The 8,650-nt window shown below is 49.6% G+C and carries 9 protein-coding genes; 5 read left to right on the top strand and 4 right to left on the bottom strand.

What is annotated here, in order from left to right:
• Together WBA89_RS11450 and WBA89_RS11445 are read left to right on the top strand one after the other, a co-directional pair.
• Positions 1–276: ATP-binding protein (locus WBA89_RS11450; protein ID WP_424406452.1), on the top strand; the 276-nt coding region annotated here is incomplete at its 5' end.
• 34 nt (positions 277–310) lie between these two features.
• On the top strand, positions 311–2,539 hold the full coding sequence (locus tag WBA89_RS11445; RefSeq protein ID WP_424406450.1) for a VWA domain-containing protein: 2,229 nt from the start codon (positions 311–313) through the stop codon (positions 2,537–2,539).
• Between the two features lie 227 nt (positions 2,540–2,766).
• Here WBA89_RS11445 and WBA89_RS11440 read toward each other — a convergent pair whose 3' ends face one another.
• The gene (locus WBA89_RS11440) at positions 2,767–3,093 is read right to left on the bottom strand and encodes a PEP-CTERM sorting domain-containing protein (RefSeq protein WP_424406448.1); all 327 of its coding nucleotides are present in this window, start codon (positions 3,091–3,093) and stop codon (positions 2,767–2,769) included.
• A gap of 547 nt (positions 3,094–3,640) precedes the next feature.
• Here WBA89_RS11440 and WBA89_RS11435 point away from each other — a divergent pair.
• The 3 genes from WBA89_RS11435 to rpsU all read left to right on the top strand — a co-directional run bounded on the left by WBA89_RS11435 (position 3,641) and on the right by rpsU (position 6,249).
• Complete coding sequence (locus WBA89_RS11435) at positions 3,641–4,369, top strand: Bax inhibitor-1/YccA family protein (RefSeq protein ID WP_424406446.1); 729 nt, start codon at positions 3,641–3,643, stop codon at positions 4,367–4,369.
• A 189-nt stretch (positions 4,370–4,558) separates the two neighbouring features.
• Positions 4,559–5,675, top strand: a protein-coding gene (prfB, locus tag WBA89_RS11430; protein ID WP_424406444.1) for a peptide chain release factor 2 whose coding sequence is annotated in 2 segments (ribosomal slippage) — positions 4,559–4,630 and positions 4,632–5,675 — 1,116 coding nt in all. Because the reading frame shifts where the segments join, the coding sequence is not laid out codon by codon here.
• A gap of 379 nt (positions 5,676–6,054) precedes the next feature.
• Positions 6,055–6,249, top strand: a complete 195-nt coding sequence (gene rpsU / locus WBA89_RS11425) for a 30S ribosomal protein S21 (protein WP_006632476.1) — start codon at positions 6,055–6,057, stop codon at positions 6,247–6,249.
• Between the two features lie 8 nt (positions 6,250–6,257).
• Here rpsU and WBA89_RS11420 read toward each other — a convergent pair whose 3' ends face one another.
• The 3 genes from WBA89_RS11420 to WBA89_RS11410 form a co-directional block, all read right to left on the bottom strand.
• Positions 6,258–7,727 (bottom strand): AtzE family amidohydrolase, encoded by a 1,470-nt coding sequence (locus WBA89_RS11420; RefSeq protein WP_424406441.1) that lies wholly within the window; start codon positions 7,725–7,727, stop codon positions 6,258–6,260.
• A 25-nt stretch (positions 7,728–7,752) separates the two neighbouring features.
• Complete coding sequence (locus tag WBA89_RS11415; RefSeq protein WP_424406439.1) at positions 7,753–7,929, bottom strand: DUF4089 domain-containing protein; 177 nt, start codon at positions 7,927–7,929, stop codon at positions 7,753–7,755.
• 67 nt (positions 7,930–7,996) lie between these two features.
• On the bottom strand, positions 7,997–8,452 hold the full coding sequence (locus WBA89_RS11410; RefSeq protein WP_424406437.1) for a KGK domain-containing protein: 456 nt from the start codon (positions 8,450–8,452) through the stop codon (positions 7,997–7,999).
• Positions 8,453–8,650 lie beyond the last annotated feature (198 nt).

Genomic DNA, 8,650 nt, shown 5'->3' with positions numbered 1-8,650 from the left:
CGCGCTGGAGAAGCAAATTGGACGATCGCCATTACAGATACAGGCATCGGCATCGCCCCCGAAGATACCCACCGCATTTTTGACCCCTTTTTTCAAGCAGGAGAAGCCCGCAAACAGCAGTATCCCCCCGACAGCACCGGCCTGGGATTAGCCATAGTATCGCGGCTAGTCACGCTTTTACAAGGTCAAATAGAGGTAGTATCAGAAATCGGAGTCGGCTCGACTTTTACCGTGATTCTCCCTTTAGAAGTTAAAACACTTCAAGCAGTAAGCTAAACATTAAGTTCAAATTTTTACAGTCGAAAATCCTATGCCCGCAGCCAACCTTAGCCCTTCCACAACCGCCTTTCCCCTCACCGCCGTAGTCGGGCAAGCAGCAATCAAATTAGCCCTGCTTTTAGCAGCAGTAGATCCCGGATTGGGAGGAGTTGCGATCGCCGGCCGCCGCGGTACCGCAAAATCAGTAATGGCCCGCGCCCTGCATTCCCTACTGCCACCAATTGAAATTGTTAAAGACTCTTTTTGCAACGCCGAACCCGATGAATTTTATCCAGAAGAAATCTCAGAATTATTGCCAGAAAATGGCACCAAAAATGCCAGCAACACAAATACAAATTCCCCAAATACAGAAATAATTTCCGCACCCTTCATTCAAATTCCTTTGGGTGTCACCGAAGACCGACTCTTAGGTTCCGTCGATGTCGAACAATCAGTAAAATTCGGCAAAACCGTATTTCAACCCGGACTCCTGGCCCAAGCAAATAGAGGCGTACTTTACGTAGACGAAATCAACCTGCTCGATGACAACATTTCCAACCAATTGCTAACAGTATTAACCGAAGGGCGGAACCAAATAGAACGCGAAGGCATCAGCTTCCAACACCCTTGCAAACCTCTATTCATTGCCACCTACAACCCCGAAGAAGGGTCGCTCAGAGAACATTTGCTCGATCGCATCGCGATCGTACTTTCCGCCGACGCAGCACTCGAACTAGAAGAAAGAGTCTATGCAGTAGAACAAGCCCTATCCTACTCCAGTTCCCCCCAAGAATTTCTCAACCAATACACCGAAGACACCGACAACCTCAAAACCCAAATCATCCTCGCCAGAGAATGGCTCAAAGATGTCAGCATTAAACGCGAACAAATTGCCTACTTAGTAGAAGAAGCCCTGCGCGGCGGAGTCCAAGGACACCGCGCCGAAATCTTCGCCGTCCGCGTCGCCAAAGCCGCCGCCGCCATCGAAGGACGCACAGAAGTTAACGCCGAAGATTTGCGCCGCGCCGTAGAACTCGTCATCGTACCCCGCGCCACCATCGTCCAAACTCCCCCAGACGAAAACCCACCGCCACCCCCGCCGCCACCGCCACCCCCAGAACAATCGGAACAAGAACAAGAAGAAGAAGAGGAAGAAGAAGACAAAGAAGACCAACCTCCCGAAGAACAAGAAGAAACCAACATTCCCGAAGAATTTCTCTTTGACCCCGAAGGCGTAATTCTCGACCCCGACGTGCTGTTCTTCGCGCAAAACGCCAACCGCCAAGGCAAATCCGGCAGCAGAAGCACCATTTTCTCGGAAGATAGAGGTCGTTACGTCAAGCCAGTATTGCCCAAAGGCCCCGTCCGCCGCATCGCTGTAGATGCGACCCTCAGAGCCGCCGCACCCTACCAAAAAGCCCGCCGCGACAGGAATTCCGCACCCCCCCAACCCCCCCTTGCTAAGGGGGGGCAAGATACCAGTCAATCTCCCAGCAAGGGGGGGCAAGATACAAGTCAATCCCCCCTTAGCAAGGGGGGGCAAGATACCAGTCAATCTCCCAGCAAGGGGGGGCAAGATACAAGTCAACCCCCCCTTACTAAGGGGGGGCAAGGGGGGGTTGAGCGCCGCGTATTTGTGGAACAGGGAGACATTAGGGCGAAGCGCTTGGCCAGAAAAGCTGGGGCTCTAGTGGTATTTGTCGTGGATGCTTCGGGTTCGATGGCCCTCAACCGGATGCAGTCGGCCAAAGGTGCTGTCATGCAGCTACTCACCGAAGCTTATCAAAGCCGCGACCAAGTTGCGCTGATTCCGTTTCGCGGAGAACAAGCAGAAGTATTGCTGCCGCCTACTCGCTCGATAGCCTTGGCCCGCAAGCGTTTGGAACGGCTGCCCTGCGGCGGTGGTTCGCCCCTCGCCCACGGTTTGACGCAGGCGGTGCGCGTGGGAGTCAACGCGCGGCAGTCTGGAGATATCGGTCAAGTGGCGATTGTTGCTATTACTGACGGACGCGGTAATATTCCTTTGGCCCGTTCTTTGGGCGAACCGATTTTAGATGGAGAAAAGCCAGATATTAAGCAGGAATTGTTAGAAATTGCTGCCAAAATTCGCGGCCTGGGAATGCAGTTGCTGGTGATTGACACTGAGAGCAAATTCATTTCGACCGGCTTTGCGAAGGAGTTGGCCAAGACTTCTGGCGGGAAATACTATCATTTGCCGAAAGCTACTGAACAGTCGATCGCAGCTATGACTAAAAATGCTTTGAGGGATGCGATCGGCTAAGGAACGAAAATTTAATAACTTAAACACCTCCTACAGTCTTCTCTCCTGTAAGCTGAGAGCTAAAAGGAGGCAGAGCCTCCGGATCTGCGTTACCAGGCAGAGCCTGGTAACAAGCAATGCCCAATGCCCCATGCCCCATGCCCCATGCCCCATGCCCCATGCCCCATGCCCCATGCCCCATGCCCACCTCATGTTACTGAGCAAGGCTATATAAATTCATCTCTAATCTAAAATCGATCGACTTTCGCTCTCCGGCGAGTCACCACCAAGGAACCCGCAACTAAACCCAACCCTACCACCGTCGAAGGCTCAGGAATTTTTACCGGCAAAGGCGCTCGGTTTACCCTTCCCGGATTCGGGTTCGGAGAAGTTGTACCTTGAGGCGGTTGACCAATCTGAGCCAGCAGCCAACTTTCTGAACCCTGCGATGAAGCAGCGGTAGAAACGGCTCGGACATTACCTGCAAGGGCAGCTTGGCCGCCGGAAATAACGGTTGCACTCAAGAGAATTCCGGCTGCACGCGGCAATAATTTTCGAGCAAAAAAAGTGGACATGAGACATTACCTGTTTGGAATTTTGTCGGTACGAACTACATCTATTCATTAATTGTCTTGGCATTTCCTGTCTGAGCTACCGGGAGCAACTACCGAGCCGATTTTAGTTTTGAGATTTTAGATTGTGGGGGTTCTCTCTCCCTAGTTTCAACTCTTATCGGCAATCAAATCTTGTCGGCAATCAAAAACCTCAAATCCACGGAGGCTCCTCCCTTTAGCATATAGCTTTCAATCCCAAATTGTAAATCCCAATTTCCCAAGAGATTGACCTGTGCTATCGGCGATTCGATCGACCTTGACATTACCCTGCTAATTAAGCTAAAGAATAGCCCTGCGCTGTTGACAATCGTATTAGACAGCGCTACTTCCGGCGCCGCAGCGGAACCGCAAACCCTGTACGCTGTCGATTATAAACAATCTCCTCCTACTTTGGAGCGATTTCGCCCCTTCTTTATCAAATCTTTAAACTCTTCCAGGTTTTGCAAATAAACCGTAAAAGTGTCAAAATATTAAGTAGCAACTCTCAGCTAAAATTAGGTAAATCCTCGTGAGTAACACCAGCAATTTCCGCGAAGCCGTGCGCGAGGCCAAAAACCACGCGCTGGTAGGCCCCAACGTCATCTCCAACGCTCTCCCCTTCGTGGGCGGCGGACTTGTCTTAACTGCTGTCGGTACTTACGGCGGCCTCGGAGTGATTCGCAACTATCCGGCGATCTTTTTTCCCACTTTCATCGGCGCGATCGTCCTAGAATTAGTTTTATTCTTTGTCGCTCGCGGTGTCGCGGAAAAAGGCAACAATAGTACCGCCTTACCCCTCCTGGCAACCTACAGCCTGCTTTCCGGCTACACCCTCAGCGGATTGGTGTTTACAGCCCTCAGATCCGAAGGTGTCGGCATCGGCGGCATCGGTTTTGCAGCCCTAGGCTGCGGCATTACCTTTATAGCCGCCCGCCAAATTGGTTCCAACTTGTCGGAAGAAGACGGCATGGCCATCACCAAAACCATCAGTTTAGGTGTGATTGCTTTGTTAGTCGTCGTTGGCGGTCAATTTCTACTCTCTCTATTTGGAGTCTACACCCCAACCTGGTTAGAAATTGGCATTTCCGGCATCGGCGTGTTTATCTTTGCTGGCGCTGCGATCGTCGATTTTTACATACTACCCCGCAGCTACCGCGACGACCAGTATTTGCCCGCCGCTTTGTCGATGTACTTGACTTACATCAACTTGTTCATCTTCATTCTGCGCCTGATGATTGCTCTCAACAGCCGCGATTAATCTAAACTGTACGCGAACAACCGCGGCTCGATCGAGTCGCGGTTTTTTATTGTCTTGACAGTTTCCGCTCAAATCTGCATTCATCCGCGTTCATCTGCGGTTAAAAAACGTTCTTAGTATTTGTGCAACAACAAGTCAGCAGCAAGTTAAAATTAATATAACACCCCACCACAACTAGGAAAACTCACAGTGGAAGTTCTAGACATCAAGCACGATATCGAAACATTGTCCGATCGACTGGGTACCACCCAGGACTATCTTTGACATCCCCGCACTCACAGCCAAAATTCAAGATTTAGAGCAAATCTGTGCCCAACCAGCATTTTGGGACGACCAGGATAGCGCTCAAGAAACCCTCCAAGAACTCAACAACTTCAAATCTCATTTAGACCAATACCGCAGTTGGCAGACTAGCCTAGAAGACGCTAGAGCTATTTTAGAACTGCTGGAGTTAGACGCAGACGAGTCTTTGTTCCAAGAAGCCTCATCGAGTCTTGCTCAATTAACCCGCGAACTCGACCTGTGGGAACTGCAACAATTGCTATCGGGCCCCTACGACGAAGGCGGCGCAGTCTTGACAATTAACGCCGGGGCGGGCGGCACGGATGCTCAAGATTGGGCCGAAATGCTGCTGCGGATGTACACCCGCTGGGGGGAAAGTCAAGGTTACAAAGTACATTTAATGGAAATTTCCGAGGGAGAGGAAGCAGGTGTTAAATCAGCTTCTTTGGAAATTGTCGGCCGCTACGCTTACGGTTATATGCGATCGGAAAAGGGTACTCACCGTTTGGTCAGAATTTCGCCGTTTAACGCGAATGACAAGCGTCAAACCAGTTTTGCGGGCGTGGAAGTGATGCCGGTGCTCGATCGATCCGTACAATTGGATATCCCAGAAAAAGACTTAGAAATCACAACTTCCCGCGCGGGCGGCAAGGGCGGACAAAACGTTAACAAGGTAGAAACGGCCGTCCGCATCGTTCACCTTCCCACTGGTTTGGCCGTCCGCTGTACCGAAGAACGCAGTCAGTTGCAAAATAAGGAAAAAGCTTTGGCATTACTCAAAGCTAGGCTGTTGGTGATTGCTAAGGAACAGCGGGCTTCGGAAATTGCCGAGATTCGCGGCGACATGGTAGAGGCGGCTTGGGGCCAGCAAATTCGGAATTACGTGTTTCACCCCTATCAAATGGTCAAGGATTTGCGGACTGGAGTGGAAACCACCGCCATCCTAGATGTGATGAATGGCGAATTAGAACCGTTCATTCAAGCTTATCTGCGGCAGGAAAATCAGTTGGTCAATAGTCAGTAGTCAGTAGTCAGTAGTCAATAGTCAGTAGTCAGTAGTCAGTAGTCAATAGTCATTGGTCATTGGTCAGTAGTCAGTAGTCAATAGTCAGTAGTCAGCAGTCAATAGTCAATAGTCATTGGTCATTGGTCATTGGTTAGAAGGAACAGGGAACAGGGAACAGAGAAAAATACTCTCCCCCTCCCCCTCTCTCCCCCTCTCCCCCTCTCCCCCCCCTCTCTCCCTCTCTCCCTCTCTCGCCAACTATCTAGAAGCGCCACAACTTAGCACCGGATTTGGTATAATTTTAAGGTTTTTGGTCGATCGCCCGACATCCAACAGATCGCGCAGCCAGAAACCTTGATATGATAAAACTCGATCTAACAAACACTAAGGAGAAATAATGACCCAAGTTGTAATAGGCGAAAATGAAGGGATTGAGTCAGCCCTGCGACGGTTCAAGCGACAAGTTTCCAAAGCGGGAATTTTTCCCGACATGAGAAAACACCGCCACTTTGAAACCCCCCTCGAAAAGCAGAAGCGCAAAGCTATTGCCAGACGCACTAAGAGACGCTTCCACCGCAACAACAAACCCTAGAAATAGCACTAAATTGATTCGGCAGATATAATGCCTTGCGATTCTAGTACCGCAGCGACTCGGAGAATCACCGCTTCGCTGTAGGGAGCACCGATAATTTGTACCCCCAAAGGCAAAGCGCCGGGCCGCTGTACGGGCACGCAAAGAACGGGTAAGCCTATAAATGATAAGGGTTGGGTGAACAGTCCCAGATTGGGACGCACTAATATTTCTTGTCCGGCGATGACCATTTTCTCGACACCAATTTCAGGGGCAGCAATCGGGGTTGCGGGTGCGAGAATGATATCTGTATATTGGAATATGGCGCGAATTCGATCGCGATACCACTGTCTAAATCTCTGCGCTTGCACGTACCACGTCGCAGGAATCAGGGTTCCAGCCAAAAAACGATCGCGCGTGGCAGGATCGAAGTCTTGAGGGCGCGACTGCAAATTCTGCAAATGCAAGTTTCCCCCCTCGCAAGCGGTAATGATAAACGCCGCAGCCCTGGCGCGATCGGATTCCGGTATGCTAACAGTTTCAAGCCCCCCGATTTTTTTTGAGGGGTTTGTTCCTGCTTTTTTTTGCTCTATACCACAATTTAAGATATTTGTCAAGGCATTTGCAACTATTTCTACAGCATCCATTGCTTCCGGTTCGGCCCCTGTAGCGAAATACCCGTCAGCAACAGCAATTCGCAATCCTGCGATACCTTGATTTAACTGTGGCGAACAAAGTTCTGGCGGGCGCTGGGTGCAAACTGGGTCGCGAGAATCAGGGCCTTGCATAATATCGTACAGCAGCGCGATGTCTCGGATCGATCGCCCAAACGGCCCCACACAATCCAAACTACTCGAAAACAAATAAGCGCCAGCCCTTGACAAACGACCGTAAGTAGGCTTAAATCCAAAAACACCGCACAAAGCAGCGGGCACGCGGATGGAACCGTTTGTATCCGAACCGAGGGTGATGGGTACTAAACCCGCAGCCACAGCAGCAGCCGAACCGCCGCTGGAACCGCCAGCGATGCGCGCAGTATCGCGGGGATTGCGCGTGGGCCCGTAGTGACTGTTTTCCGTAACGAAACCGTAGGCGTACTCATCCATGTTGAGCGTGCCTACGAGCACGGCACCGGCTTGTTTTAGTCGAGCGACCACCCCCGCGTCCTGGGTAGCGGTCGGATTGTCAGCGTTGATTTTTGAGCCTGCTAGGGTAGTAATTCCGCTGATGTCGAAGAGGTTTTTGACAGCGAAGGGAACGCCTGCTAAAAAGCCTGGGTTTTCGTTATTTGCGATCGAATTATCTATTTTTTTGGCATCTGCAAGCGCGCGATCGACCATTACATTAGTAAAACAGTTAAAAGCTCGATCGGCAACAGCAATCCGTTCCAAAGCAGCACTTACCGCCGCTGTAGCCGTAACCTTACCAGATTTAACCGCCGCTGCCGTAGCAACCGCATCAGCCTTCTCTAAAAAACATCTGCGTTCATCCGCGTTCATCTGCCCTCATCTGCGGTTAAAAAAACTAAGGTTCAAACACCGGCGCGACTTCTACTTCTGGGGGTAAAGGAAATTCAACAACCAGTCGGGCGATCGCAGCTATCCTCTCGAAGTTTACCACAACACCCGGCCGATGTTCTGGGTCTAACGGTAAGTTTATCAGTTCGGCGGTGCGATCGACATATTCTTCTATATTTACCATTTTTTATTTTTCCTGAGAAGTGTAGCGGTGTGCGATCGACTATTGTATTGTAATGGCGATCGGGCTGTCAGTTGTTATTGCTCAGTTTTTTGTATTCCTCAGATTGCCTGATATCATCTAGAGGCGATTTGTGTTCTAGTGGTTCATCAGGACAAAACTTTATAGATGTCTGCGTTTCCCCAGACTTAAAATTTTTATTAACTTCGATTTGAACCTTTCCTTTTTGCCAACCCTTGGAACCAATTTTGAGAACTTGACAATTGATTCCTTCCTTACGGGAGTTCCAGTTTATATCGCCTCCAGAAATTATTGTTCCTTCGTTAATCTGCAAATCACTCATCAAACTACTTATTGACCGATGGTAAGATTCAGTTACTACATAATATTTATTAAAACTTTCACCAAACTTGAGACTGAGTAACTGTTTAAACCTACCCACCGTAAAAGTATCTTGACCTAGTAATACAACATCATTATCATCGTCTAGTGTATCGTATTTTTGGCGATCCAAATTTTCATTCATTTGTTTTACCCAATTATCTGTTTTATTTAAGTTTATTTGAATGTAGACGAGTCGAGTTAGTAAAAATTAATTTCCCAACTCAAACACTGACAGTTTCCCGCAACTTCTCAACCGCAACATCCAGCGGAGGCAAAGTAAAATCCTCAGCATCCATCAATTCCTTAACCTTATCAAAAATCTCAACCTCCGCCTCCTCCT

It is taken from the genome of Microcoleus sp., assembly GCF_049646505.1.
In the GTDB taxonomy this organism is placed as follows: Bacteria; Cyanobacteriota; Cyanobacteriia; order Cyanobacteriales; family Microcoleaceae; genus Microcoleus.
Note: the sequence above shows the minus strand (reverse complement) of the source record. Positions and strands in the feature narration are given on the sequence as shown.